The organism is Pseudomonas sp. SDT291_1_S447, assembly GCF_054070155.1.
On record NZ_JBSVXS010000504.1, the window covers coordinates 1 to 207 of the forward strand.

1 protein-coding gene is annotated in these 207 nt (G+C 62.3%); it reads right to left on the minus strand.

Features of this window, described 5'->3' with window-relative positions:
• Positions 1 to 207: immunoglobulin-like domain-containing protein (locus ACW9IR_RS30560; RefSeq protein WP_457466353.1), on the minus strand; the 207-nt coding region annotated here is incomplete at both ends.

A 207-nucleotide genomic window follows, 5' to 3' on the forward strand; every position in this document is an offset into this window, starting at 1 on the left:
TCACGGTGGTGCTGACCGGGGTTTTGTCGGCCACCAGATTTTCGTAGTTGCCGCCCGTTACGTTGGTGATCGAGTTGGTCAGCGGTGCATGGCCGGTCAATGCATCGTTAGGCGCGGTGGTGGTCGCGGTCCCTGTGGTCTGGCCGACGCCGATGGTGATGGTCTGACCGTTCGACAGGGTTACCACGACTGGCGAGCCCGTCACTG